This is a genomic window from Aliiruegeria lutimaris, assembly GCF_900099935.1.
In the GTDB taxonomy this organism is placed as follows: Bacteria; Pseudomonadota; Alphaproteobacteria; order Rhodobacterales; family Rhodobacteraceae; genus Tropicimonas; species Tropicimonas lutimaris.
Genome location: NZ_FNEK01000077.1, coordinates 1 through 24,079, shown reverse-complemented (window position 1 = coordinate 24,079; position 24,079 = coordinate 1). Strand labels below are relative to the sequence as shown.

23 protein-coding genes, 1 pseudogene and 1 riboswitch are annotated in these 24,079 nt (G+C 62.8%); of the genes and pseudogenes, 13 read left to right on the top strand and 11 right to left on the bottom strand.

Annotated features, from left to right (window positions below; translation table 11 throughout):
- Positions 1-262, top strand: a pseudogene (locus BLR85_RS23490) (IS1634 family transposase); the annotation flags it as partial.
- Positions 263-323: 61 nt separating this feature from the next.
- On the opposite strand, the gene BLR85_RS23485 reads toward BLR85_RS23490, so the two are convergent.
- The 8 genes from BLR85_RS23485 to BLR85_RS23450 form a co-directional block, all read right to left on the bottom strand.
- Entirely contained in the window at positions 324-620 is a 297-nt protein-coding gene (locus tag BLR85_RS23485; protein ID WP_093163199.1) for an acyl-CoA thioesterase, read from the bottom strand.
- 101 nt (positions 621-721) lie between these two features.
- Positions 722-2,344: an ABC transporter ATP-binding protein gene (locus BLR85_RS23480; RefSeq protein WP_093163196.1), complete on the bottom strand. Its 1,623-nt coding sequence runs from the start codon at positions 2,342-2,344 to the stop codon at positions 722-724.
- Positions 2,341-3,507, bottom strand: a complete 1,167-nt coding sequence (locus BLR85_RS23475) for an ABC transporter permease (RefSeq protein ID WP_093163194.1) — start codon at positions 3,505-3,507, stop codon at positions 2,341-2,343. Before BLR85_RS23475 ends, BLR85_RS23480 begins: the two co-directional genes overlap by 4 nt.
- A 1-nt stretch (position 3,508) precedes the next feature.
- Positions 3,509-4,663, bottom strand: coding sequence for a microcin C ABC transporter permease YejB (locus BLR85_RS23470; RefSeq protein ID WP_093163191.1), 1,155 nt, complete (start codon positions 4,661-4,663; stop codon positions 3,509-3,511).
- A 24-nt stretch (positions 4,664-4,687) separates the two neighbouring features.
- On the bottom strand, positions 4,688-6,568 hold the full coding sequence (locus tag BLR85_RS23465; protein ID WP_093163207.1) for an extracellular solute-binding protein: 1,881 nt from the start codon (positions 6,566-6,568) through the stop codon (positions 4,688-4,690).
- Between the two features lie 108 nt (positions 6,569-6,676).
- Positions 6,677-6,913 (bottom strand): hypothetical protein, encoded by a 237-nt coding sequence (locus BLR85_RS23460; RefSeq protein WP_093163188.1) that lies wholly within the window; start codon positions 6,911-6,913, stop codon positions 6,677-6,679.
- Between the two features lie 20 nt (positions 6,914-6,933).
- Positions 6,934-7,410, bottom strand: a complete 477-nt coding sequence (locus BLR85_RS23455; RefSeq protein WP_093163185.1) for a Tse2 family ADP-ribosyltransferase toxin — start codon at positions 7,408-7,410, stop codon at positions 6,934-6,936.
- 149 nt (positions 7,411-7,559) lie between these two features.
- On the bottom strand, positions 7,560-8,087 hold the full coding sequence (locus tag BLR85_RS23450; RefSeq protein WP_093163182.1) for a c-type cytochrome: 528 nt from the start codon (positions 8,085-8,087) through the stop codon (positions 7,560-7,562).
- 125 nt (positions 8,088-8,212) lie between these two features.
- On the opposite strand from BLR85_RS23450, the gene BLR85_RS23445 reads away from it, so the two are divergent.
- Together BLR85_RS23445 and BLR85_RS23440 are read left to right on the top strand one after the other, a co-directional pair.
- Positions 8,213-9,049 (top strand): prephenate dehydratase, encoded by an 837-nt coding sequence (locus tag BLR85_RS23445; RefSeq protein ID WP_093163179.1) that lies wholly within the window; start codon positions 8,213-8,215, stop codon positions 9,047-9,049.
- Between the two features lie 99 nt (positions 9,050-9,148).
- Positions 9,149-9,589, top strand: coding sequence for a YybH family protein (locus tag BLR85_RS23440; protein WP_170844724.1), 441 nt, complete (start codon positions 9,149-9,151; stop codon positions 9,587-9,589).
- Positions 9,590-9,772: 183 nt separating this feature from the next.
- On the opposite strand, the gene BLR85_RS23435 is transcribed toward BLR85_RS23440, so the two are convergent.
- Positions 9,773-11,752, bottom strand: a complete 1,980-nt coding sequence (locus BLR85_RS23435; RefSeq protein WP_093163174.1) for a bifunctional 2',3'-cyclic-nucleotide 2'-phosphodiesterase/3'-nucleotidase — start codon at positions 11,750-11,752, stop codon at positions 9,773-9,775.
- A 335-nt stretch (positions 11,753-12,087) separates the two neighbouring features.
- Here BLR85_RS23435 and nudC point away from each other — a divergent pair, with 335 nt between their 5' ends.
- Together nudC and BLR85_RS23425 are read left to right on the top strand one after the other, a co-directional pair.
- Positions 12,088-13,056: an NAD(+) diphosphatase gene (gene nudC, locus BLR85_RS23430; RefSeq protein ID WP_093163204.1), complete on the top strand. Its 969-nt coding sequence runs from the start codon at positions 12,088-12,090 to the stop codon at positions 13,054-13,056.
- Positions 13,057-13,100: 44 nt separating this feature from the next.
- Complete coding sequence (locus BLR85_RS23425) at positions 13,101-13,550, top strand: SRPBCC family protein (protein ID WP_093163172.1); 450 nt, start codon at positions 13,101-13,103, stop codon at positions 13,548-13,550.
- Positions 13,551-13,606: 56 nt separating this feature from the next.
- Here BLR85_RS23425 and BLR85_RS23420 read toward each other — a convergent pair whose 3' ends face one another.
- The gene (locus tag BLR85_RS23420) at positions 13,607-14,266 is read right to left on the bottom strand and encodes a pyridoxamine 5'-phosphate oxidase family protein (RefSeq protein WP_093163169.1); all 660 of its coding nucleotides are present in this window, start codon (positions 14,264-14,266) and stop codon (positions 13,607-13,609) included.
- 80 nt (positions 14,267-14,346) lie between these two features.
- On the opposite strand from BLR85_RS23420, the gene pdxR reads away from it, so the two are divergent.
- From pdxR to rpiB, 8 genes are all read left to right on the top strand, one after another.
- Positions 14,347-15,768, top strand: coding sequence for a MocR-like pyridoxine biosynthesis transcription factor PdxR (pdxR, locus tag BLR85_RS23415; RefSeq protein ID WP_093163166.1), 1,422 nt, complete (start codon positions 14,347-14,349; stop codon positions 15,766-15,768).
- Positions 15,769-15,858: 90 nt separating this feature from the next.
- Positions 15,859-16,002, top strand: a riboswitch (FMN riboswitch).
- A 76-nt stretch (positions 16,003-16,078) separates the two neighbouring features.
- Positions 16,079-16,972: a DMT family transporter gene (locus BLR85_RS23410; RefSeq protein WP_093163164.1), complete on the top strand. Its 894-nt coding sequence runs from the start codon at positions 16,079-16,081 to the stop codon at positions 16,970-16,972.
- 204 nt (positions 16,973-17,176) lie between these two features.
- The gene (locus tag BLR85_RS23405) at positions 17,177-18,187 is read left to right on the top strand and encodes an ABC transporter substrate-binding protein (protein ID WP_093163162.1); all 1,011 of its coding nucleotides are present in this window, start codon (positions 17,177-17,179) and stop codon (positions 18,185-18,187) included.
- Positions 18,188-18,339: 152 nt separating this feature from the next.
- A complete protein-coding gene (locus BLR85_RS23400; protein WP_093163160.1) occupies positions 18,340-19,149 on the top strand; it encodes an ABC transporter ATP-binding protein in 810 nt (269 codons plus the stop codon).
- Positions 19,149-19,904: an ABC transporter permease gene (locus BLR85_RS23395; protein WP_170844723.1), complete on the top strand. Its 756-nt coding sequence runs from the start codon at positions 19,149-19,151 to the stop codon at positions 19,902-19,904. The genes BLR85_RS23400 and BLR85_RS23395 overlap by 1 nt, the downstream gene beginning before the upstream one ends.
- A 10-nt stretch (positions 19,905-19,914) precedes the next feature.
- Entirely contained in the window at positions 19,915-20,694 is a 780-nt protein-coding gene (locus BLR85_RS23390; RefSeq protein WP_093163156.1) for an HAD-IIB family hydrolase, read from the top strand.
- A 9-nt stretch (positions 20,695-20,703) separates the two neighbouring features.
- The gene (locus BLR85_RS23385) at positions 20,704-21,924 is read left to right on the top strand and encodes a glycosyltransferase family protein (RefSeq protein WP_093163153.1); all 1,221 of its coding nucleotides are present in this window, start codon (positions 20,704-20,706) and stop codon (positions 21,922-21,924) included.
- A 114-nt stretch (positions 21,925-22,038) separates the two neighbouring features.
- Positions 22,039-22,479 (top strand): ribose 5-phosphate isomerase B, encoded by a 441-nt coding sequence (rpiB, locus tag BLR85_RS23380; protein ID WP_093163202.1) that lies wholly within the window; start codon positions 22,039-22,041, stop codon positions 22,477-22,479.
- A 555-nt stretch (positions 22,480-23,034) separates the two neighbouring features.
- Here the strand turns inward: rpiB and BLR85_RS23375 are convergent.
- Positions 23,035-23,508: a DUF4188 domain-containing protein gene (locus tag BLR85_RS23375; protein WP_093163151.1), complete on the bottom strand. Its 474-nt coding sequence runs from the start codon at positions 23,506-23,508 to the stop codon at positions 23,035-23,037.
- Positions 23,509-24,079: the final 571 nt, after the last annotated feature.

Here is a 24,079-nt window from a genome sequence, read left to right as displayed (position 1 = left end):
CGCCCCCGTCCACCACCGCCTGCCGGACCGCATTCGCGCCCACGCGATGATCTGCTTCCTGGCACTCATCCTCTACCGCGTCATGCGCATGCGCCTGAAAGCCAAAGGGCAATCCGCCAGTCCCCGAACCGCCCTAGACCTGCTTGCGAGGATCCAGCGGCACACCACGCACATCGGAACCAAAACCTTCACCGGAACCTCAAGGAGCCAGCCCGAACAGCTCAATCTTTTCGAAGCACTCAACATCCCAAAACCCGCCTGAAAGACGCCTGTTGTGGCAATTCCCGCCAGCTCACGTAAACGATATCAATTGCTTATCAGCTTTACTGTCGAACTTGAGAGGCCTCGATGGCCACGCCCATCGAGCTGGTCCCGACCCGCGCGATATGGGTATAGATGCAGAGCACATCGCCCACCCGGACCGGCCGGATGAATTTCATTGCATCGACGGCGATCGTGGCCACGCGCCCCTGTGCCCGCTGCCCGGCCGCCATGCCCGCCGCGATATCCATCTGCGCCAGCACCCAGCCGCCGAAGATATCGCCGCTCACATTCACATCGGCCGGCATGGCCAGCGTTCGCAGCGCCAGCTCGCCATGGGGTTCCTCGGTTTCGGTCATGTGTCCTCCTGTCCTCACAGCTTAACGGAGCTTGTGGGCACGCGCCTGAACGACCCTGATCACGCCAATCCCAAAGAACACGAGGTTTGCCGTCACTCCGCTCATGCGAAGACGTTCCCCGTCGCCTCGCCAAGGTTGAACGCCGCCGCGATCAGCTCCCGCGTATAGTCGGTCTTCGGTGCATGGAAGATCTCCTGCGCCGTGCCACTCTCGACGATATCGCCCTGCTTCATGACGATCACCTTGTGCGACAGCGCCCGAACCACGCGCAGATCGTGGCTGATGAACAGATAGGCCAACCCGTGCTTCTTCTGCAGCCGCCGCAGCAGCTCCACGATCTGCACCTGAACCGTCATGTCCAGCGCCGAGGTCGGCTCGTCCAGCACCACCAGCCGTGGCTCCAGGATCATCGCCCGCGCGATGGCGACCCGCTGCCGTTGCCCGCCGGAAAACTCGTGCGGATAGCGGTGCATCATCGCCGGGTCGAGCCCGACTTCCTCCATGATATCCGCCACCATTTCCCGTTTCGACCGCTGACGGTCGATGCGATGCACACCCAGCCCCTCGGCAATGATCTGCTCCACCGTCATCCGCGGGCTGAGGCTGCCATAGGGGTCCTGGAACACGATCTGCATATGCCGGCGCAGGTCGCGCAGGCTGCGCTGCGGCCGCCCCTGCACATTCTCGCCCATGAAAACGACAGGGCCTTCGCTCGCGATCAACCGCATGATGGCGAGCGCGAGCGTTGTCTTGCCCGAGCCGCTCTCGCCCACGATGCCCAGCGTTTCGCCCGCCCGCACAGACAGCGTCGCCTCGTTCACGGCTTTCACATACCCCACGGTCTTGCGCAGAAAACCGCGCTGGATCGGGAACCAGATCCGCAACGCGTCGGTCGAAACCACCACCTCCGGATTGCCCTCCACCGGCGCCATCACGCCCTTGGGCTCGGCCGCCAACAGTTTCTTGGTATAGTCATGCCGCGGATTGGCGAAAATCTCCGCCGTCGGCCCGGTCTCAACGATCTCGCCATCCTTCATCACGCAGACTCGATCCGCGATCTTTCGGACAATGCCGAGGTCATGGGTGATGAAGAGCAGGCTCATCTGCTCGGCCTTCTTCAGCTCTGCCAGCAGTTCCAGGATCTGCGCCTGGATCGTCACGTCGAGCGCCGTGGTGGGCTCATCCGCGATCAGCAGTTCCGGCCCGTTCGCCAGCGCCATGGCAATCATCACCCGTTGCCGCTGCCCGCCCGAAAGCTGGTGCGGATACGCGCCAAGCCGACTCTCCGGATCGCGAATACCGACCTTGTGCAACAGCTCCAGAACCCGCGCCCGCGCCGCATCGCCCGTAAGCCCCTGGTGCAGCGTGATCGATTCCACCAACTGCCGCTCCAGCGTGTGCAGCGGGTTCAGCGAGGTCATCGGCTCCTGGAAGATGAAACTGATATCGTTCCCGCGAACCTCCATCAGATCGGCTTCCGGCGCGCCGACCATCTGCTTGCCCTTGTAATCGACGGAGCCGGTGATGGTCGCGTTCTCGCCAAGCAGAGACACCGTGGAGAGCGCGGTCACCGATTTTCCGGAACCGGATTCTCCCACGATCGCTACGGTCTCTCCCTCGCCCACCTCGAATGAAACCCCCTTGACGGCGGGCATGTCGCGCCCGTCCTGCCGAAAGGAGACCTTGAGTTCGCGAACCTTGAGGATGCTCTTTCCGAAACTCATTGGAAGGTCTTCCTCGGATCGAACGCATCCCGCACGCCTTCAAAGATGAAGACCAGGAGCGAGAGCATGATTGCGAAAACGAAGAACGCCGTGAAACCGAGCCAGGGCGCCTGAAGGTTCTGCTTCGCCTGCAACGTCAACTCCCCCAGCGAGGGTGCCGAAGACGGCAGGCCGAAGCCCAGAAAGTCGAGCGAGGCCAGCGTGCCGATCGTCGCCGTCACGATGAAGGGCAGCATTGTCAGCGTCGCCACCATCGCGTTGGGCAGCATGTGGCGGAACATGATTTTCCAGTTCGACACGCCAAGCGCCTTGGCCGCGCGCACATATTCGAGGTTCCGCGCCCGCAGGAACTCCGCCCGCACGACCCCCACCAGCGCGGGCCAGCCGAAGAGCACGGTCAGGAAGACAAGCAGCCAGAAACTTCGCCCCAATATCGCGAACATGATGATGATGATGTAGAGCGAGGGCGTGCTCACCCAGATCTCGATGAAACGCTGGAAGACAAGGTCGATCCAGCCGCCGAAATAGCCCTGCACGGCGCCCGCGATAATGCCGATGATCGAGGAGGTGATGGTCACGATCAGCGTGAACAGGATCGACAGCCGGAAGCCGTAGATCACCCGCGCCAACACGTCCCGCGTCGCATCATCCGTGCCAAGCAAATGGTCGGAATCGGGCGGCGAGGGCGCGGGCTGGCCCAACGTATTTGGGGTATTGTAGCTGTAGGGCACCGGCGGCCAGATCATCCAGCCGCGGGCGACTTCCTCGCCATTCACTTCCGTCGCCCCCTCCGCGACCTGGGCAATGATGTCTTCGGGCTCGTCGAAACAGTCGACGATTCCGCCCGTCACGATCAGGCATTGCACCTCGACATCGCGATAGACCGCCTCGGTCGGGAAATCCCCGCCAAAGGCCGTCTCCGGGTAGAATTTCTGGATCGGGAAATGCAGCTCGCCGCGATAGCTCACAAGGATCGGTTTGTCATTGGCGATGAACTCGGCAAAGAGCGAGGCCACGAAGATCACCGAGAAGATGATCAGCGACCAATAGGCCCGCCGGTTACGCTTGAAGTTCCGCCAGCGGCGCTGGTTGAGCGGGGACAGGCTAAAGAAGCCTCGTTTCGGTTCGCCGGCCTCGGCGCGGGAGATGGCTTGATCGCTCATGTCACACCTGCCGGCCTTCGAAATCGATCCGCGGATCGACAAGGACATACATCATGTCGGAAAGGATCCCGACCAGCAGGCCGATCAACCCGAACACGTAGAGCGTACCGAAGACCACCGGGTAGTCCCGCGCCACCGCCGCCTCGAAGCCGAGCCGCCCCAAACCGTCGAGCGAGAAGATCGTCTCGATGATGATCGAGGCCCCGAAAAAGACCGACAGGAAAGCGGCCGGGAAACCCGCGATCACGATCAACATCGCGTTGCGGAACACGTGGCCATAGAGCACGCGGCTTTCTGACAGGCCCTTCGCCTTGGCCGTGATCACGTATTGCTTCTTGATCTCGTCGAGGAAGGAGTTCTTGGTCAGCAGCGTCAGCGTGGCAAAGCTGGAAATAGTCGAGGCCAGCACCGGCAGCGTGATGTGCCAGAAATAGTCACCGATCTTTTCCAGCGTCGTCATTTGGTCGAACCCGTCCGAGACCAGCCCACGCAGCGGGAAGATCTGCCAGTAGGAGCCACCCGCGAAGAGCACCAGAAGCAGGATGGCGAACAGGAACCCCGGGATCGCATAGGCGACGATGATGAAACCGCTGGTCCAGGTATCGAAGGGCGAGCCGTCTTTCACCGCCTTGCGGATGCCCAGCGGGATCGAGACGATATAGGCGATCAGCGTCGACCAGAGGCCGAGCGTGATCGAGACCGGCATTTTCTCGATCACGAGATCGACCACCGAGATCGAGCGGAAATAGCTCTCGCCGAAATCGAACCGCAGGTAATTGCCCATCAGGATGCCGAAACGTTCGACAATGCCGATGGTCTCCTTCTCGCACAGGGGATCGTCCAGAGTGGGCGTGCCCTCGAACCCCTCCGTACAGACCACCCGGGCAAAGCCCATATCGACTTCCAACTCGTCGAGGAAGTCCTGCGGCAGGCCGCGCGCGCCGAGATAACGGTCGTCCGAGCTTTCGCCCGCACCGCTGCCGGCATCCGCGCCGCCGGCGATCCCTTCGAACACGTCGCCTTCGCCCTGAACCTGGGCGATGATCTGTTCGATCGGCCCGCCGGGCACGAACTGCGTCAGGGTGAAATTGATCAGCATGATCCCGAACAGAGTCGGAATGATCAGCAGCAATCGCCGGAGTATATAGGCGCCCATGGAGGTGCTCTTACCTGCCCGTTGTTATCGCAGCACGCCGGCTGCCTTCAGCTTCTCGGCCTTTTCGGCGTTATACCACCAAAAATCCAGGTTGCCGAGCGCATAGGGCGGCAGCGGATCGGGGTGCTCGTACATGTCGAAATAGGCGACCGTGTGCGTGTTCTTGTACCATTGCGGCACCCAGAAACGGTAGGCGCGCAACACCCGGTCGAGCGCACGCACGCCGGTCTCCATGTCCTCCTGGGTCTCGGCGGCGATAATATGTTCGATCAATGCGTCCACGGCTTCCGACTTCAGCCCCATCGCGTTGAAAACGCTGGTATCCGCGGTCTCGGAGCCGAAATACTGCTTCAGCCCGGCACCGGGGATATAGCCCATCGGAAACTGGTCGGTGATGATGTCGAAATCATAGGAACGTTCACGGTTCGTGGCCTCGGCCTGATCGACGCGGCTGTGCACGGCGTCGATGCCGGCGCGGCGCAGGTTCTCGACATAGGGGTTGATGACCCGGTCGAAGGTCTGGCTGTCATTGAGGAACTCGACCTTCAGCGTCTTGCCATCCTTGGAACGCATCCCGTCAGGACCGACTTCCCAGCCGGCCTCGTCCAGCAGGGCCAGCGCCTTGCGCAGGTTCCCGCGATCAAGCTGGCGCGGCCCGGACACCGGCGCCATCGGCGGCTCCTGGTCGAGCACGCCTTCGGGCAGCTTGTCCTTGAGCGGCTCCAGCAGCGCACGCTCTGCCTCCGAGGGCAGCCCGGTCGCGGCCAGGTCCGAGTTTTCCCAGAAGGAATTCACCCGCTCGTAGAGGCCATAGAACAACTGCTCGTTCGACCATTCGAAATTGAACATCAGCCCGATGGCTTCGCGCACCTTCGGGTCCTGGAATTGCGGCCGGCGAAGGTTCATCACGAAGCTCTGCCCGGTGGCGATCGTGCCGTCATGCAGCTCGGCCTTGATCACATCGCCGCTCATGAGCGCCGGAAAATCGTACCCGGTCGCCCATGTCTTGGAACTGGCCTCGTTGCGGAAGTGATAGGCCCCCGCCTTGAAGCCTTCGAAAGCGGCGACGTAATCGCCGAAATATTCCAGCCGGATGGAATCGAAATTGTGCCGTCCGATATTCTGCGGCAAGTCCTTGCCCCAGTAATCGGGGTTGCGCTTGTAGACCGCGCGCTTGCCGACATCCAGCTGTTCGGGGACGTAAGGACCAGAGCCAAGGAACGGTGTCATGGAGTTCTCTTCCAGATCCAGCCCGTTGGCCTCGTAATGCGCCTTGGAAAAGATCGGCAGCCCACCCACCGTCTGGATCAGGTCGCGCTTGGGCTGGTCCTCGGGGAAGACGAAGCGGATGCGGCGGTCGTCCAGCACCTCGGCGCTCTCGACCTGCTGGCTCAGAACCGCGCGGAAACTTGGCAGGCCCTTCTCGCGGAAGAGTTCATAGGAGAACAGGACATCCTCGGCGGTCAGCGGCGAGCCGTCGGAGAAGCGAACCCCCTCGCGCAGGATGAAGATCACCTCGCTGCGATCCTCGGGATATTCGATTGTCTCGGCCAAAAGCCCGTAATCGGAGCCGATCTCGTCGGCCACCCCTTCCAGCAGGCTTTCATAGGGGACGCTGGCCAGCCGCTCGCCCCGGCCCTTGATCGTGTAGGGGTTCATCGAATCGTAGCCGCCAAAGGCCCAGATCGACATCTCGCCGCCCTTGGGAGCGCCCGGATTGACGTAGTCGAGATGCGGGAAGTCGGCCTTGTATTTCAGCTCTCCCGGAAAGGTCGAGATCCCGTGCGACGTGATCCAGCCCTCCGGCGCGGCATTTGCAAGACTGGAAGCTGCCAAGAGGGAAACAGCGGAGAGAAGGGAGCATGCTCCCATCCGAAGCGATCCAAGCGCAGGCAGTAGCGTCATCGGGAAATCCTTCGCGCGTCTGACAATATCCATCGGCCTCAAGCTAGAGAGCCGTACCGAAAGGAACAAGGCGAGATTGCGTGAACGCTCGTGATCGCACGCGAGGGCTCAGAAACGGCCGGGGCCGCGCCGGTTCACCAACTGCGGATAGGGCGGCAGGTTCGGCTGCAAACGGACCGCCTCCGCATAGGCCGCTTCGAGATCCTCGGCCGCGCGCTCGAAATCCACCAGCAGAAGCTCATCGCCGGAGACAACGGCGTCGTCCTCCAGCCGGCGCAGCCGGATGATTTCGCTCTGCACCGCCTGTATGGCCATCACGAGGGTCCAACCGCCGACTTCCGCCATCTCCCGCTCCTTCTTCCGCTTCAGCCGCTCGACGCGAGCTGGATCTGGCGGACAATCGCGTTGCGGGCCAGCCCGTCGAGCGCCGCCCGGTACGCCTGAAGAGACATTCGGTTGCGCGGAACGATCACATGGAGCTTGCCCTGCAACGTCCCGCTCCGGTTGCGCCGGATGCGACCGGTGCCCTCGATCACAAGGGAATCGGGAAGTTCGGTGCCCTCGGGGATCTCGAAATACTGCCAGCCGACGTTCCCATACCAGCCCGCAACATCGAACAGGACCGTCCCGCCATCGGTGTCGACAATGCAATCTTTTTCGATGCAGAAGACCGTCATTTCGGCCCGGCGGGTCCACTCCCGCCCACGGCGGTCGAAATGGGTCTCGGCCTCGGTACGCGGATAGAGAACGCCATGCACCGGTCTCTCCGCAACCGGATCGAGATCGGCGATGAAAGTACCGTCAATGATCGCCCTGAAAAGGTCGAAATGCGTCCGCGCCACCAGATGTCCCTCCGCCGTGACATGGCAGAGGCTACACAGTGCAGGCCCGACCGGTCAACGCAGGGAAATTCGGACAGCCCGAAACGAGACAGCCCGCCGGAAGCGCACTTCCAGCGAGCTGCGAATTCCTGTTGCGGCGCGTCGCCGGGTCAGCCTTCGGGATTTTCCAGGAAGGCGATGATATTGGCGCGATCCTCGGGCTTCTTGAAACCGGCGAAGGACATCTTGTTGCCAGGGGCAAAGTTCTTCGGGCTCTCGAGGAAGTGGAAGAGGTTCTCGGGCGTCCAGACATCGGCCGCCTCGGCGAGCGCGCCGGAATAGCCACCGAAGCTGTCGACTCCCTGCACCGGGCGGTTCACGACCTGGTAGAGGGTCGGGCCGGTGGCATTGGCGCCATCTTCGAGCTTGTGGCAGGCTTGGCACTTCTTGAAAAGCTTCGCGCCATCGGCCGCGTCGGCACTGGCCATCAGCGTCGCGAAATCAACCGGTGCGGCTTCTTCTTCGGCAGCGCCACCACCTTCGCCAGTGTCGATTACATAGGCCTGGGCATGCTCGTCGCCATGGCCACCGCCACCGACGGTATAGAGACCGCTGGCCGCCCAACCGGCAAGGAGCAATACCAGCAGCGAACCACAAACGGCGCCGACGGTCTTTGTAAGGGTCATCGTGTCGAACATGTCGCATCCCGTAAAATGAACGTTTCGCGCATCTATCATGTTTCCACCCCCTTGGTGCAAGTTGAAGTTTGCCCAGCGATCCGCCAAAAGGTCGCATCATCTTGAATATGTCCGCGAAAAAAACAATGAACGACCGTCCCCGTATCGCTTTCCAGGGAGAGCTTGGCGCTTATTCCCACCAGGCCTGCCACGACGCCCGGCCCGACTACGAGCCCCTGCCCTGCCACAGCTTCGACGAGACGATCGAGGCCGTGCAAACCGGGGCCGCCGAACTGGCGATGCTGCCGGTGGAAAACACCACCTACGGGCGGGTCGCCGACATCCACCGCCTGCTTCCCGAGAGCGGGCTGCATATCGTGGACGAGGCATTCGTGCGGGTGCACATCTCGCTGATGGCACTTCCGGGCGTGCATCTGGACGAGATCGAACTCGTTCGCGCGCATCTGGTTCTGCTGCCGCAATCGCGCAGCTTCCTCAACCAGCTGGGGATTCGGGGCGAGGCGGCGGCCGACAGCGCCGGGGCCGCGGCCGATATTGCCAAGCATGGGCTGCGGAACGTGGGCGCGCTGGCCTCGGACCTTGCCGCGGAGACCTACGGCCTCAACATCCTCGCCCGCCATATCGAGGACCGCGACCACAACACGACCCGTTTCCTTATCATGGCCCGTGAACCCAACATGGAGCGACGCGGCGCTTCGATGATGACGACCTTCGTCTTCCGCGTCCGCAACATCCCGGCCGCGCTGTACAAGGCTATGGGCGGCTTTGCCACCAATGGCGTCAACATGACCAAGCTGGAAAGCTACATGGTCGACGGCTCCTTCTCCGCCACGCAATTCTACGCCGATATCGAGGGCCATCCGGATGACCGCTCGGTGCAACTCGCGCTTGAAGAGCTTGAGTATTTCACCGACCGGCTGGATATTCTCGGCGTCTACCCGGCGGACCCGCAGCGGCGCTGAGCGTCGACCACTTGTCGCTGGCTTGAAGTACGTCAAAGCGGAATGGTCCCGTTTCGGTTAAAATTCCTGTGCCCGTTTTTTGTTGAATGGAGGCACATCATGAGACCAGGAACCATCCGAATTCTAGCTGCGGGAGCTCTTGCGCTTGCCTGCGCCATTCCCATGACGGCGGCCGCAGATATGGCGGCTGACGAGGCGGCGATCCTTGACATCTGGTCGAGCTACAGCGCGGCGCGTGTTGCCGGAGACGCGGAGACATGGCTGAACCTGTGGGACAAGGAGGGCATTCGAATGCCGCCTGGCGTCCCGGCCGTGGATTTCGCCACGTTTGCACCCGGAACGCCCGAGCGTTTTGCCAACGCACCAGCGTCCATGGAGATCAAGGCCGAGGAAGTCATGATCCTGGGCGACTACGCCTATTCGCGCGGAACCTTTACCGTGAACAACGCGGTCGAAGGGAAATTCCTGACGATCTTCCGTCGTCAGGAGGATGGCACGTGGCGCATCTACCGCGATGCCTTCAACATGAACGCCAAGTGACTACCGTTCAAAGGAGTGCGACTGAAGCAGGAGAGCGCTCGGCAATCGCCGCGCGGCGTGGTTTTTGAACGCACGTGTTCCCAACCCGGGCTGAAATTGCCTTTCACGCAGGCGCCGATTTAATCGAGCCCCCACCAAGAGCTTGGCGGAGGCCCAGGGTTTCAACGCGTTTTCAGAGCGCGGTCAGAGCGTGATGCGATAGGCCGCAAAGCCGTCCGCACCGTCGCCGGCCGCCTCGATCTTCACGCCCTTCACGTCGTCGAGATGCTCGGATGCCCTCGGACCGGTCTCGAAGATCACCGTCGTGCCGGCCATCGGCGCGAAGGACCAGTTGGCATCGGACGAGGGGCTGATCGTGCCCTGTTCGACGATGTAGCGAACGATCACGTCGCGGTTGGTGTCCGGCGCTTCGAAGATAATCGTGTCGCCCTTGGCGCCCGGGAAATCCCCACCGCCGGAGGCGCGGTAGTTGTTGGTGGCAATGACGAATTCCGCGTCATCGGCGACCGGCTCCCCGTTATAGGTCAGGTTGACGATCCGGCTGGCCTCCGGGTTCAACTCCTCGCCCTTCGGACCGAAGCGCGACGGTTGCGACAGATCGATCTGGTACTCGACCCCGTCGATCACGTCGAAATTGTAGGACGGGAAGTCGGAGTTGAGCAGGATGGCATCCTTGGAGCCCGGCTCGATCTGGTTGAACATGCCGGCCGAGCGTTCGAGCCACCCCTTGAGTTGCGCCCCGGTAACTTTCACCGCCCGCACGGTGTTGGGGTAGAGATAGAGGTCCGCCACGTTCTTGATCGCGACATCCCCCACCGGCACGTCGGTGTAATATTCCGGGCCACCCCGGCCACCGGCCTTGAAGGGCGCGGCGGCGGAGAGCAGCGGAAGGGCCGCGTATTCGGTGCCCGCCAGCATCTGCTCCACGTACCAGCGCTGCGCGATGGAGACGATCTGAACCGAGGGATCGTCGGCAACCAGCGCGAAATAGGAATGCAGCGGGGCGTCGGTCTTGCCCACCGCGCGGCGGACATAGGCGAGCGTCTCGTCATGTTCCTTCTGCACCGAGGCCAGCACGGCGGCATCGTCCTCGGCCAGGGCCGTGTAGGAGCGATCCTCGTTGCGCTTGGCGATCGGGCGCGCCTCGCTGGTGAAGCTCACCACTTTCCATGCATTGCCGTCGCGCTCCAGCATCAGGTCCATCAGGCCCATATGCGACCCCCAGAAGCCACCCATAACGGCGGGCTTGCCATGGATCGAACCGGCCTCGACATCCACGGCCGGCAAGTCGGCATAGGCCGGCGAGGGGAAGACGAGGTGATGGTGACCGGTCATGACCGCGTCGATACCGTCAACGGCCGCGACGGGAACGGAGGCGTTCTCCATGCCCTCGGTGTGCTCGGCCGAACCGATGCCGGAATGCGAGAGCGCGACGATGATATCGGCGCCCTCCTCCCGCATCTGCGGAACGTAAGCCTGCGCCGCCTGAACGATATCGCGCGCCTGCACATTGCCTTCGAGGTGGCGGCGGTCCCAGTTCATGATCTGTGGCGGCACGAAGCCGATGACGCCAACCTTGATCGGCGCCGTGGTGCCGTCACCAAGCGTCACCTCGCGGTCGAGGATCACGTAGGGCTTCAGCAGCGTCACATCCTTGGTCGGATCGGCACCCATTTCCTTGACGACGTTGGCGGACACCACCGGGAAATCGGCCCCGGCCAGCGATTTCATCAGGAAATCGAGACCGTAGTTGAACTCGTGATTGCCCAGCGTCGAGGCGTCGAAACCGACGGCATTCATCGCGGTGATCACCGGGTGGGTGTCGCCCTCCTTCATGCCGCGCTCATAGGCGATGTAATCGCCCATCGGGTTGCCCTGCAGGAAGTCGCCATTGTCGAGCAGCATCGAGTTGGTGGCCTCGGCACGAACCTCGTTGATCAGCGACGCCGTGCGCGACAGGCCTACCGTGTCGCGCGGCTGGTCCGAGTAATAGTCATAGGGGAACACGTGGACGTGCAGGTCCGTGGTCTCCATGATCCGCAAATGCGCCTGGTTGCCGGCCGCGCGGGCCGAATAGGGATGCAGGGCGATCATCGACGCCCCGGCCATGCCGGTTGCGATGAAGCCGCGACGGGAAATCTGGAAAGAAGGTTTTTGAGCCATGGGCGCACCTTTTCGATAAATGTCAGGTCACGAACGAGACCCGTCAGGTCACACCAAGATGAACCCTGACGGGAAACGCGACTGAAACCAGTTTTGAAGCCCCGAAATCGTCTGACTTGAAATAAGATGCCTCCCCGCATCCGAAACCGAAGCTCCCTGCGGCGTACATAGCACGCGTAGCCCACCGCCCGAAACCCAGTCTGTCTTTGGGTGGCGCGACGCCGCGATCTTGCTCGCCCGGCCGCGCACGCTCCCGGTGTCCGCCAACGCGGGCGATTGCCTTGGCCGGTCCGACATGCCAAGAGCCGGGCTGAGCAGAGATGACGGAGGCAGAGATGAAGCTGGCGGAGACGGTGACTTTCGGCGGCGGCGGGCTCGACCGGTCGGCAGAGATCCGGGGCGATGACGCGAAGCTGGCGGAACTGTTTGCCGGGCCAGAGGCTCGCATCCTGCCCATGTGGCGCGCCAAACCGCATCTGCGCGGCGAGGAAACGCTTGCACTTGCGCCCGTGGCCCCCGGCCATCCGATACTGGAACATGCAACGAAAACCGCCTTCTTCCTTGGTTTTCATGACGAGGAGGCGTGGTTCGTGGCCGATGTCTCGTCCTGGACACCCGAAGAGCAGGATCTCTCGACACTCGACAGTTTCGTGGATCAGTCCGAACAGCGCTATCCCGGTGCCGGGGACGACGCCCGCTTCGCCGAGTTGCGCCAGTCGATGACCCGCCTTTCGCCCAAGGATGCCGAGCTTGCCGCCGCCGCGCGCGGCTTGCTGGAATGGCACCGCACGCACCCCTTCTGCGCGCGCTGCGGCAAGAAAAGTGCGCCGGCACAGGCCGGTTGGCAGCGCAACTGCCCCGCCTGCGGCGCACAACATTTCCCGCGCACGGACCCGGTGGTGATCATGCTCATTACCCATGGCAATTCGGTCCTGATGGGGCGCTCCCCGGCCTGGCCCGAAGGCATGTATTCGCTGCTGGCCGGTTTTATCGAACCGGGCGAGACGATCGAGGCCGCCGTGCGGCGCGAGGTGTTCGAGGAGGCCGGCGTGCGCGTCGGCGCTGTCAACTACCTCGCCTCTCAGCCTTGGCCATTTCCCGCGTCGCTGATGCTCGGCTGCCGGGGCGCGGCAGAGACCGACGATATCCAGATCGATCCGAAGGAGATCGAGGACGCCCGCTGGATCAGCCGCGAAGAGATGCTGTCGATCATGGCCGGCGAGCACCCGAGCATCTGGGGCGCCCGCCGTGGCGCCATCGCGCGGTTCCTGCTGGAAAACTGGCTTGCGGATCGGCTTGATTGACGCAAACAGACATGCCGCCTTAGCGAAATTGGACAGGTTCACAGATGAAGTTTTCGACCCGTGAAGACATCTCCGCCCCCATCGACAGCGTTTGGGAGACCGTCACCGATTTTCGCAGCTTCGAGCGCCGCGCGCTTCGGAACGGCATAGAGGTCACGCGCAAGGCCGATGATCAGGCCGGGCTTGGCGCCGGATGGACCCTGCGCTTCAGTTTTCGCGGCTCACAGAGAACTTTGGAAACCGAGGTGACAGGGTGTGAGCCGCCGAACAACATGGAATTCAGCGGCCATGTCGGCGGGCTCGACACCGTGTTCACAGTCGAACTTGTGGCGCTTTCGCAAAGCGTGACCCGCGTGATGATCAGCCTTGAGGTGAAGCCCGCCACGCTGCCCGCGCGCATCATGATTCAGACGGCGAAACTGGCCAAGGGCAAGCTCGACAAACGCTTCAGAACGCAGGTCGGGAAATACATCAAGCAGATCGCCTCTGCCTGACAGGGTCCCGCCCGACAGGGGCCAGCGGCGACGCGCCAGCCCGCAATCCCATCATGTCAGCCTTTCCCTAAGGCGCCCACATGCTCCGGCATCTCGACCCCGTCGAGATTGCGCACATCCGGCACCGGCGGCAGGGCTTCGGTCCGGGTCGGGATCACCCCGGCCCAGATCGGCAGCGCGTAATCCTCCTCGTCATCCTTCGGCGGACCGGAGCGGACCTTGGCCGCCCCCTCGTCGATCTCCATCCCGTAGACCGTCGTCGCCTTCAGCTCCTGCCCGTTCACCGGGCGCAGCATGTCCCAGCGCCCCGGAAACAGCCCTTCCACCATCGCCTTGAGCCGTGCCGTCTTCGCCTCTGTCCCCTCGACCTTGAAGGCGGTGCCGAACAGCATCGCGGAACGGAAATTCACCGAATGGTGCATCGCCGAGCGCGCCAGCACCCAACCATCGAGGCAGGTCACCGTCAGGCAGACCTCTTGCCCCAGCGTCTTCTTCAGCATCCGGCTCGCCGAGGAGCCGTGCCAATAGACATGGTTTCCCTCCCGCCACTGGATCGTGGGCGTGGCAAAGGGCTTGCCGTCGATCACGTAGCCGATGGTACAGATCGGGTTGGCATCGAGAACGGCATGGAGCGAGGCCGCATCATAGGCGCCCCTTTCATGCGTGCGGCGCAGGCGGCTGCGCTCGGTGGGTTGCTGGACGTCATCCCGTGGCATGGTCGTGATCCTGAACTTGCATGGTTTTCAGGGTCAGATAGCTCTTGGTTTGGATTGAAAGAATATCCAAAAATTGACAAATGAGTAAGTCCAATTCTGAAGCACCCTGGCTCTCCGTTTCACTCGACAGAAGCCTCGCGACACCGTTGCAGGCCCAGCTCTGCGACGCGATCCGCCGGCTTGTGCAATCCGGCCAGCTGGAATCCGGCGACCGCTTGCCGCCAAGCCGGGGGTTGGCCGAGGAATTGTCCGTCTCCCGGATCACCGTTGTGACGGCCTACGACCAGCTCGTGAGCGAAGGATACCTTGTCGGGCAACGCGGGGCGGGGATGTTCGTCGCCCCGGACCTGTCCGCCCTACCCCGCCCGCCACTGGAAACCGCGCCCGAGGAAGCTCCTCCGCCGTCGCACGCTCCGCGCCCCTTCGACACCGGCGCGCCGGACATTGCCAGTTTTCCGCATCGGCAATGGGCGAAGTTGTTGGATCAGGTCTGGCGCGCGCCCGATCCCGCGCTGATGAGCCGGCCCGACCCACTCGGCTGGTGGCCGCTGCGCGCGGCCATCGCCCGTCATCTCGGCGATTGGCGTGGCATCCGTTGCACCCCCTCCCAGATCGTCATCACGTCTGGGCTTGGGGAGGCCGTTGCGCTGATCTCGGAAACCGTTCTGTCCCCCGGCGACCGTGTCGGGATGGAGGAACCGGGCCACGCCCCCCTGCGCGCCGCGCTCTGCGATTGCGGCTTGCAGGTTCACCCACAGGTGGTCGATGCGGAGGGGCTGGACCCCGCGCGCCTCACTCCCGGCCTGCGGGCCATCGCTGTCACCCCGTCCCGGCAATTCCCCCTCGGAATGACCCTGCCACTGGCAAGACGCCTGCGCCTTCTGCAATGGGCGGCCAAAACAGGCGGGTGGATCTTGGAAGATGACTATGACGGCGAGTATCGCTATCGCGGCCAGCCCTTGCCGGCGATGATGAGCCTCGACGAAACGGGCTGCGTGATCTACGCCGGCAGCTTCTCCAAGGTGCTGTTCCAGGGGATCCGCCTCGCCTATCTCGCCGTGCCCGCCGCGCTCGGCCCGCAGTTGCAGGCCCGGATCGATCGGCGCGGGGCGCGGGCCGGAATCCTGGCCCAGCCCGTCCTTGCCCGCTTCATGGAGGAGGGGCATTTCGCCACCCATCTGCGCCGGATGCGCCGCCTTTATGCCCATCGGCAAAGGGTCCTTCTGGAGGCCTTGGCAAACGACTGCCCCGACCTGCTTTCCGCCTCGGAGGAACCTTCCGGCATGCATCTCGTCGCCCGCTTGGCCCCCGCCCTTCTCAAGCGCATGAACGACGCGGAGGCGGCTCAGCGTTGCCGGGAGGCCGGCCTGCAAATGCGCCCCCTGTCGGTCTTCTTTGCCGACACGCCGACACAACAGGGACTGGTACTTGGTTTCGCGGGGTTCGACGACGACACGATCCGAAACGGGGTTCGTGAAATGGCGCGCGCGCTGCGCTCCTGAGCGGCGTCACGGGGGGGATCGTGGGGGTATCGGGGGAGATTGCGTTTTTCCGATACCGCCCCTATGGTCCCGCCGCGGTCGAATGGGCCGCGTCGTTCTCAGGGCGGGGTGGAACTCCCCACCGGCGGTAAGCGCTTCCCCCGCAAGCCCGCGAGCGCCTCCCCTTCGGGAGGGTCAGCAGATCCGGTGCAACTCCGGAGCCGACGGTTAAAGTCCGGATGAAAGAGAACGGACAAACGCCGACCCTCGCGGGGGCGGCGACGTTGTCCTGTCTGCCTTGAGTCGTGCACGTAAAGGAAAGGACAACGGCATGACTCGCATTATTGCATCCCTTGGCCCGGCCGCCGCCGGCGCCTTCTTCATGATATCCGCCGGCGCGCTCTTCGCCGTCGTCAATTCGCTGCTCCAGTACGGCGCCATGGTGCATGGCCTCTCGTCGGCCAAGCTGACCTTCTGGCAATACCTGATCGCGTTTCTCTTCTCGCTGCCCTGGCTCTGGGCCAACGGGCTTGGAGCCTTGCGGACCAAATCCTTCGGCTTTCACCTGCTGCGAGTCGTATTTGCCGTCGGAGGCGTTCAGCTCTGGGCCGCGGGCCTTGCCCATGTGCCGATCTGGCAGGCGATTGCACTGATCATGCTCTCGCCAATGTTCGTCACCCTTGGGGCAACCTATTTCCTCTCCGAAGAGGCAACGCTTTCGCGTTGGGCCGCTGTTGCCACCGGGTTTGCAGGCGGCATGCTTATCCTTGCGCCGTGGTCGGACGCGTTCACACCATATGCCCTGCTCCCGGTTGGGGCGGCCGCACTCTGGGCCAGTTCATCGCTGGTGGCAAAGAAACTCACCAACACCGAATCCCCGGAGTCTCTGACCGTCTACCTGCTCTTGTTGTTGACCCCGTTCAACGCCGTCATCGCCTGGGAGGGCGGGCTCACGCTGGATGTCGGCCCTTCGGGATTGCTGCTGATCTGCACCGGGCTACTGACCGCGCTGGCCAATTACGCACTGGTTCGCGCCTACAGCCTCGCGGACGCCGCCTATCTGCAACCTTTCGACAACGTGAAGCTGCTGTTCAACGTCACCCTCGGCGTCGCCGTCTTCGGCTTTTACCCGCCGGGCAGCCTTTGGATCGGCGCCGCGCTGATCATCGGCGCATCCTCCTGGCTGCTGTCTCAGGAAAGCGGGGGCCAGCGCCGCGCCGCCTGATCCGAGCGGCAGAGACTCAACCAAGCGGTCAAGAAATCCGGACAGAAAACTGCGCGATCTGCCCGGATTTTTTGCATTTACGCTCATTTCTTGTTCATATTCCCGGGGCGGCACCTGTTGTCCCGGGCTTTCCCGGCTGCCGCCTCCCCAGTCTGAGCGAAACCACGCAGGCTCCGCTCAGAAATTGAACCAAGGAGGACGCGCGTGTTCCACCGCACCATTACAGCCATTTCTCTCGCCGTTTCACTGACGGCCGGCATTGCCAATGCCGAGACCATAAAGATGCCCTTTGCCCTCGACTGGAAATTCGAGGGGCCATCGGCTGCCTATTTCGCCGCCATCGACAATGGCCATTTCGAAGCAGCCGGGCTCGATGTCGAAGTCACCGCCGGCCAGGGCTCGCTCGACGCGATTCCGAAGGTCGCCACGGGTGCCTTCCCGGTGGGCTTTGCCGATATCAACTCGCTGATCAAGTTTCTCGACCAGAACCCCGGCGCACCCGTGACCGCGGTCATGATGATCTATGACAAGCCGCCCTTCGCCATTGTCGGGCGCAAGTCGCTCGGCGTCGAGGCGCCGAAAGACCTCGAAGGCAAGGTGCTGGGCGCCCCGCCCCCCGATGGCGCCTGGGCGCAGTTCCCGGCCTTTGCCGAAGCCGCCGGGATCGACACCAGCAAGGTCACCGTCGAGCCGGTCGGCTTCCCGACCCGCGAGCCGATGCTGGCCGAAGGCAAGGTCGCGGCCGTCACCGGCTTCTCCTTCTCGTCCTATCTCAACCTCGTGCGTCTGGGTGTCGAAGAGGCCGATATCTCGACCATCCTGATGGCCGATCACGGGCTGGAGCTTTACGGCAACGCGATTATCGTCAACACGGACTACGCCAAGGAGAACGCCGAGACGGTGAAGGGCTTCCTCGCCGCTGTCGCCGCCGGCTGGAAAGACGTGGCCGCAGACCCGGCCATGGGCGCGAAGGCCGTGATCGCACGCAACCCGGCCGCCGACGAGGCGCTCGAACAGCGCCGCCTGGAGCTGTGCCTGGAGGCCAATGTCCTGACCGACTACGTGATGGAGAACGGCTTCGGTGGGATCGACGAGGCGCGCATGGCCGCGGGCATCGAGCAACTGGCCAAGAATTACGAGTTCCAGAATGCCCCCGACGCGTCGCTCTATTTCGACGCTGCCTTCCTTCCCGAAGGGCTCTTCGCGCTGAAGTAAACCAGATCGCCGCGCCGTCTTGACCGGCGCGGCGGAGCTTTCCGCCTCCGGCGGGGATATTTCCTGTCAGAAAAAGCTGACGACCACCCTGTTTTCTACTGACAAGAAATATCCCCGCCGGAGGCACAAAAATATCTAGCCCAAGGCAGGAAATGAGCGACGCCCCCCTGATCGACATCAAGAACGTTACCCACACGTTCCAGACCAAGTCCGGCCCCCTTCAGGTACTGGACGATCTCAACATCTCGGTGCGGGAGGGCGGCTTCTGTGCCGTGGTCGGCCCCTCGGGTTGCGGCAAGTCGACCCTGACGCGGCTGGTCGCCGGTTTGCTCAAGCCCGATGAGGGCGAGGTCTGGCTACACGGAGAACGGGTGAAATCACCCCGTTCGACGGTCGGCATGGCCTTTCAGAATCCGGTCTTGCTGGAATGGCGGACGATCCTGCAGAACGTCATGCTGCCAATGGAGATCGTGCCCACCAAGACGACGAAGAAGCAGCAGGAAGAACGGGCACGCTACCTGCTTGCCCTCGTCGGCCTCGAGGGTTTCGAGGACAAGCGTCCCTCCGAGCTTTCGGGCGGGATGCGGCAGCGGGCCTCGCTCTGCCGATCGCTGGTGCATCAGCCGGACGTGCTGATCCTGGACGAACCCTTCGGCGCGCTCGATGCCTTCACGCGCGAGGACCTGTGGCAGACCATGCACAAGGTGAAGGAGAAGGAGCCCTTTACCGGCCTGTTAATCACCCATGATCTGCGCGAATCCATCTTCCTGGCCGATCAGGTCGTCGTCCTGTCGGGCCGGCCCGCGCGGGCCCAATATGTGCTGGACGTGCCGATGGATGGACCGCGCGACCTCGAACACCTTTACACGCATGAGGCGGCCGAGATGCTGACCATCCTGCGTCACCAGATCGAAATCGCCCAGGGCCGCGCGCCGGTGGGCAGCCCCGCGGAGCCCGCCTGATGTTCGTGCACAAAGTTGTCGTTCCCGTTGCCGCCATGGTGATCTTCCTGTTGTTCTGGGAGGCGCTCGTCTGGGCCATGGGATGGCCGAATTACAAGATGGCCTCGCCCTCGGATCTCTGGCCGGCCTATGTCAAATATGCCGACCTGTTCGTGATCAATTCCTGGCAGACGCTCTGGCGCACCGTCGCCGGGCTCGGGCTGGCCATAATCTTCGGCACCCTGCTCGGCATGGTGATGGGGTTTTCCCGGATCATGCGCGAAGCGCTCTACCCGCTGCTTGTGGGCTTCAACGCCGTGCCCAAGGCCACGGTCGTGCCCATCGTCGCGCTGATGTTCGTGGGCGCGCATGATTTCAACACGGTGCTGATTGCCTTCATGATCTCCTTCTTTCCCATCGCAGTCTCCGTCTCGATCGGGCTTTCCACGCTGGAGCCGGAATACCGAGACATCCTGGCGGCGCTCGGCGCCTCCAAGGTCACGATCTTCTGGAAGATCGCCCTGCCCAAGACGCTGCCGGAGTTCTTCGGCGCGCTCAAAGTCTCGGTCACGCTTGCGTTTATCGGCACCAACCTGATGGAGATCGTCTCGCCACATGGGCGCGGGCTGGGGGCGCTGTTCGACTCGGGCAAGACAAACTCCGATTACCCGTTGATGTTCGCGGTGTTGATCGCCCTCGCGGCCCTCGGCATTCTGCTCTACTACGTGGTCATCGCACTGGAAAAGGCACTGGCCGGATGGGCCGTGCGCGACTGAGGAGCGGCGAATGGGGACACCCCCGCTGATCGTTTTCACCGATCTCGACGGCACCCTGCTGGACCATGAGAGCTACAGTTTCGACCCCGCGCGCACCGCGCTGGAGCGGCTTCGCGCACTGGAAATCCCGCTGATCCTGGCCTCCTCCAAGACGGCGGCGGAGATTGTCGAGATCCAGCGCGCCATCGGTTGCCAGGCCTTCCCGGCAATTGTCGAGAACGGCGCCGGGTTGCTGGATCCGGCCACGGGCGGCGCATCCTCGGACGGGCGGTATATCGAGTTGCTGGCCGCGATCAACGAGGTCTCGCCCTCGATCCGGTCGCAATTCGAAGGTTTTCACGACCTTGGCCCGAAGGGCATCGTCCAGGCCACCGGCCTGACACCGGAGGCCGCACGGCTGGCGGCAAAACGGCAGTTCTCCGAACCGGGGCTGTTCTATGGCGGGCCGGAAGACCTCGACGCGTTTCTCCGTGCGCTCGGCAAGCTCGGCGTCAAGGCGCGGCGGGGCGGGCGGTTCCTGACACTCTCTTTTGGCGGCACGAAGGCGGACCGGATGGACGAAATCGCGTCCGGCTTCGGCAACCCGCCCCGCCTCGCGCTTGGCGACGCGCCCAACGATGTCGAGATGCTGGAGGCCGCCGATCACGGCGTTATCATCGCCAACCCACACGGGGCAGACCTGCCCCGGCTGCCCGGCGAAGCCGCCGGGCTTATCCGTCGCACGGCGTTGCCCGGCCCCCTGGGCTGGAACTCCGCCGTGCTCGACCTTCTGTACCAGATGGACCTCTGAGGAGACGACATGGCCGACTTTCACCAGAACGGTAACATTGCCACCCTGCACAACCTGCGGACCCGCTCCACGGAGGATCTGACCCACGAACTGGTCACGCTGGCCGGATCCCGCAAGATTTCCCTTATCCTGCCCTCGCTCTATTCGGAACTCGAGGGGCCGGCGCTCGAAAACATTATCAAGGAGCTTTCAGGGGCGCCCTACCTGCACCGGATCATCATCGGTCTGGACCGGGCGAACGAGGAACAGTTCCGGCACGCGCGCAAGTTCTTTTCCGTCCTGCCGCAGACCCATTCCGTGATCTGGAACGACAGCCCGCGCATGCAGGCAATCCAGGACCGCCTGCGGGCAATGGACCTTGCCCCGCGCGAACCGGGCAAGGGCAAGAATGTCTGGACCTGCATCGGCTACCTGCTGGCCTGCCAGGACAGCTCGGTCGTGGCCATCCACGATTGCGACATCACCACCTACAACAAGGACATGCTCGCCCGGCTCGTCTATCCGGTGACAAACCCCGCCTTCCCCTACCAGATGGCCAAGGGCTTCTACCCGCGCACCGATGGCGCTCGCCTCAACGGTCGCGTCTCCCGCCTTCTCGTCTCACCGCTCCTGATCGCGCTCAAGCGCACCGTGGGCGACCGGGACTACCTCGATTTCCTGCGCAGCTTCCGCTACCCGCTCTCCGGCGAGTTCGCCATGCGGGTCTCCACGCTGGCGGATCTGCGGATTCCGTCGGATTGGGGGCTGGAGATCGGCGTGCTCTCGGAAGGCTGGCGCAACCTGGCGCCGAAATCGGTCTGCCAGGTGGAGATCGCCGACAATTACGATCACAAGCACCAGCCGCTTTCCGAAGAGGATGCCACGGCGGGGCTGTCGCGGATGTCGGTCGATATCTGCAAGGCGCTCTACCGCAAGCTGGCGACCGACGGGACGGTGTTCTCCGAGGAGGTCTTCCGCACGCTGAAGGCGACCTATTACCGGTCCGCGCTCGACCTGATGGAATGCTATTACAACGATGCCAAGATGAACGGGCTGTCCATCGACCGTCACCAGGAAGAAGCTGCGATCGAGCTATTCGCCCGCAACGTGGTGCTCGCAGGCCAGATCTTCCTCGAAAACCCGGCCGAACCTCCCTCGATCCCGACCTGGAACCGGGTACATGCGGCCGATCCGGATCTTCTCAGTGACATGCTGAAGGCAGTTGAGGCAGACGACACCGAGTTTTCGTAAGGACTTGAAACGCGGCTCCTTGGAAACCCCGCGCATCTTCATGTAGAGACGTGAGGGCGCGACCGGCCCATGGCCGGGCCGCCCGATCACCTCGACAACCAAGACGAGCGCCCCATGACCACCAAGAAACGCATTGTCCTCTCCAGCGACCACGCCGCCATCCCGCTCCGCCAGGCCATCGCCGAGCATATCGCGGCCAAGGGCCTGGAGGTCGTCGATATCGGGCCGACAACGCCCGAGAGCACCCATTACCCCAAGCACGGCCAGGCCGCGGCCGAGAGGGTCGTTTCCGGCGATTGCGATCTCGGCATCATCCTGTGCGGCACCGGTCAGGGCATCATGATGGCCGCGAACAAGGTGAAGGGCATCCGCTGCGGGGTTTGCTGCGACACGTTCTCGGCCCGCATGATCCGCCTGCATAACGACGCCAACATCCTCTCGATGGGCGCTCGCGTCGTCGGAGAAGGGCTCGCGCTCGACATTGTCGACGCCTTCCTCGAGACCGAGTTCGAAGGCGGCCGCCACGCAACCCGCGTGGACATGATCGAAGCCTGACGCCCGCGCCGCCCCAACGGCGCGCCCGCCACCCAAGCTCCGTTTGGCGGCAAGCGCCCTCTCTACAGGCGCAGCGGTTGGTTCGGCCAATATCTGTTACCCTGCCTGCGAGGCCTGATCGGTGGCTATCGCCAGCGACAGGAACGCATAGGTTTTGGCCCTTCTTGCGATGCAGCGAACAGAAGTTCCGAGCCGATTCGGCACAATGCTGCGGATTACATCAACGGCGGCTTTGCCGACCTTGCGGTCATTCTCTGCAGTGCAGCGTTTCCTTTTGTCCTCATCCCAAAGCTGTTCTTTCAGTCGAGAACCGGACGTTCGCCACTGCCCACAACAAGGGAACGTTAGCGGACAAAAACGCCGTTCGCAGCTGCCGAGCCAGTGTTCCCATCCTGCGCAAAACTGCTGCTCGGCATAGTTCGACAAAGGCGGCAGAGCGGGTCAAAACTGACATTGAACCATTTGCGCTCCCAAGAATGTCGCTTCTTTTGGTCCGAGCCAGGAAAGTTGTGTGGGAGATTGAGACGTGGTGGATGATGGACAATCCGTGCGGGGTCAGCGCCCAAGGCGTTGTTTGGCAGCATCACGATTGCCAGTTGCGGGTACGAGTTCCGCGACTTTCCCGAGCCCGAAGGCTGGCATTCCGGAGTAGATCGCCTCGTAGGCCCCCTCTTTCACCAGATAGGTTTCATGCCATATCCCGACATCGCCCCGCCGTTTCTTGTAGCGGCGGTTGAACTCGACCCACTCGGGGAAGTGCTCCCGGTCCTTGGAGCGGGCGTATGCTTCGAGATGCTCGAAACTCCGCCAGTATTGGACATTGATAAATGCGCTAAGGGGTTGATATCCCAAAAAACCGGTTTCCTCGCTCGGCATGTTCGAGAGTTCCTTGAGCATCTTTGGCATGGTCTTCGAGAACCATAGGATATCCCGGACCCGCCACCATTTGTTTATCCGAGCGCCAATCAGAAACACGACGAAATCGCCTTCGATGTGAGCGGCAAGTCTTTCGGCTTTTATGTCTGTCATGTGTCTATAGCCCCGATCCGTGCCGCCAATGCATCTGAGTGGTTTATGGCATTCCCGCGATGCTAGTGAGGAACGCACAGGCTCACAACAAAAACGATGCTCGTTGGAGAGAGGCACGCTGAGGGTTGACGGCGGACCGCACTTCGCTCGGTCGACCTGGGAACGAAGTCTCAGACAACCGCAAGGTCTGTATGGCTGTTGAAGGTCGTGGCAGTGGCGAGCGGGTATTTTGCGCTCGTTCTATCCCTTCGCCGCTCCGGTCAAGAACGGCATGTGTGGATGGCTCCTGCATTGCAAGAGATTTCTGTGGTCGCGATGGTCTGTCAGTACAGTCGTGTGTCCGGCCTGTTAGTGTGGCGGTTGCCACTGGCCTTGATGAGTTCCGCAAGTAAGGTTCCAATCGGCTTAACGACCTCGAGGGCCATGCCGTTCGACGGAGTGTCCTTACTTTTGGTTGACTTCATTTCGCATCATCACATCAAGCGTCTTGCATCTCTTGGCAGCATCAGGCGATTGGCTGCCGGTATTCTTCTCGTTTTGTCAGTATTGCCCAGATGATCCGGGCGGACTT

What these genes read in the sequence shown, in the direction of transcription:
- BLR85_RS23485 (WP_093163199.1), bottom strand. Translation starts at nt 620, where the DNA reads ATGACCGAAACCGAGGAACCCCATGGCGAGCTGGCGCTGCGAACGCTG.
- BLR85_RS23480 (WP_093163196.1), bottom strand. Translation starts at nt 2,344, where the DNA reads ATGAGTTTCGGAAAGAGCATCCTCAAGGTTCGCGAACTCAAGGTCTCC.
- BLR85_RS23475 (WP_093163194.1), bottom strand. Translation starts at nt 3,507, where the DNA reads ATGAGCGATCAAGCCATCTCCCGCGCCGAGGCCGGCGAACCGAAACGA.
- BLR85_RS23470 (WP_093163191.1), bottom strand. Translation starts at nt 4,663, where the DNA reads ATGGGCGCCTATATACTCCGGCGATTGCTGCTGATCATTCCGACTCTG.
- BLR85_RS23465 (WP_093163207.1), bottom strand. Translation starts at nt 6,568, where the DNA reads ATGACGCTACTGCCTGCGCTTGGATCGCTTCGGATGGGAGCATGCTCC.
- BLR85_RS23460 (WP_093163188.1), bottom strand. Translation starts at nt 6,913, where the DNA reads ATGGCGGAAGTCGGCGGTTGGACCCTCGTGATGGCCATACAGGCGGTG.
- BLR85_RS23450 (WP_093163182.1), bottom strand. Translation starts at nt 8,087, where the DNA reads ATGTTCGACACGATGACCCTTACAAAGACCGTCGGCGCCGTTTGTGGT.
- BLR85_RS23445 (WP_093163179.1), top strand. Translation starts at nt 8,213, where the DNA reads ATGAACGACCGTCCCCGTATCGCTTTCCAGGGAGAGCTTGGCGCTTAT.
- BLR85_RS23440 (WP_170844724.1), top strand. Translation starts at nt 9,149, where the DNA reads ATGAGACCAGGAACCATCCGAATTCTAGCTGCGGGAGCTCTTGCGCTT.
- BLR85_RS23435 (WP_093163174.1), bottom strand. Translation starts at nt 11,752, where the DNA reads ATGGCTCAAAAACCTTCTTTCCAGATTTCCCGTCGCGGCTTCATCGCA.
- nudC (WP_093163204.1), top strand. Translation starts at nt 12,088, where the DNA reads ATGAAGCTGGCGGAGACGGTGACTTTCGGCGGCGGCGGGCTCGACCGG.
- BLR85_RS23425 (WP_093163172.1), top strand. Translation starts at nt 13,101, where the DNA reads ATGAAGTTTTCGACCCGTGAAGACATCTCCGCCCCCATCGACAGCGTT.
- BLR85_RS23420 (WP_093163169.1), bottom strand. Translation starts at nt 14,266, where the DNA reads ATGCCACGGGATGACGTCCAGCAACCCACCGAGCGCAGCCGCCTGCGC.
- pdxR (WP_093163166.1), top strand. Translation starts at nt 14,347, where the DNA reads ATGAGTAAGTCCAATTCTGAAGCACCCTGGCTCTCCGTTTCACTCGAC.
- BLR85_RS23410 (WP_093163164.1), top strand. Translation starts at nt 16,079, where the DNA reads ATGACTCGCATTATTGCATCCCTTGGCCCGGCCGCCGCCGGCGCCTTC.
- BLR85_RS23400 (WP_093163160.1), top strand. Translation starts at nt 18,340, where the DNA reads ATGAGCGACGCCCCCCTGATCGACATCAAGAACGTTACCCACACGTTC.
- BLR85_RS23395 (WP_170844723.1), top strand. Translation starts at nt 19,149, where the DNA reads ATGTTCGTGCACAAAGTTGTCGTTCCCGTTGCCGCCATGGTGATCTTC.
- BLR85_RS23390 (WP_093163156.1), top strand. Translation starts at nt 19,915, where the DNA reads ATGGGGACACCCCCGCTGATCGTTTTCACCGATCTCGACGGCACCCTG.
- BLR85_RS23385 (WP_093163153.1), top strand. Translation starts at nt 20,704, where the DNA reads ATGGCCGACTTTCACCAGAACGGTAACATTGCCACCCTGCACAACCTG.
- rpiB (WP_093163202.1), top strand. Translation starts at nt 22,039, where the DNA reads ATGACCACCAAGAAACGCATTGTCCTCTCCAGCGACCACGCCGCCATC.
- BLR85_RS23375 (WP_093163151.1), bottom strand. Translation starts at nt 23,508, where the DNA reads ATGACAGACATAAAAGCCGAAAGACTTGCCGCTCACATCGAAGGCGAT.